Origin of the sequence: Pseudomonas sp. Bc-h (genome assembly GCF_002080045.1) — a bacterium.
Classification (GTDB): domain Bacteria; phylum Pseudomonadota; class Gammaproteobacteria; order Pseudomonadales; family Pseudomonadaceae; genus Aquipseudomonas.
Genome location: NZ_MUIN01000073.1, coordinates 1 through 207, shown reverse-complemented (window position 1 = coordinate 207; position 207 = coordinate 1). Strand labels below are relative to the sequence as shown.

The window sequence follows — 207 nt, the reverse complement described above, 5'->3', positions numbered from 1 at the left end:
TGTCAGGCAGACCGCTTTCGCTGCCGTCGTGACCTCCGGCGTCTCCCACAGTTATTGCGTCATGGCAGAGTTTGGGATCGACTGTTGCGCCATGGCAGCATCTTTAAGTCGACACAAACCCTGTGGGAGCTGCTGGAGCTGTGCGACAGCCGCGAATGCGGTGCGTCAGGCAGATCGCTTTCGCTGCCGTCGTGACCTCCGGCGTCT

Annotated in this window: 1 protein-coding gene; it reads left to right on the top strand. The window is 60.9% G+C overall.

Features of this window, described 5'->3' with window-relative positions:
- A partial coding sequence (locus BWR59_RS32710; protein ID WP_218191339.1) for a hypothetical protein occupies nt 1–195 on the top strand: 195 nt, incomplete at its 5' end.
- Nucleotides 196–207 lie beyond the last annotated feature (12 nt).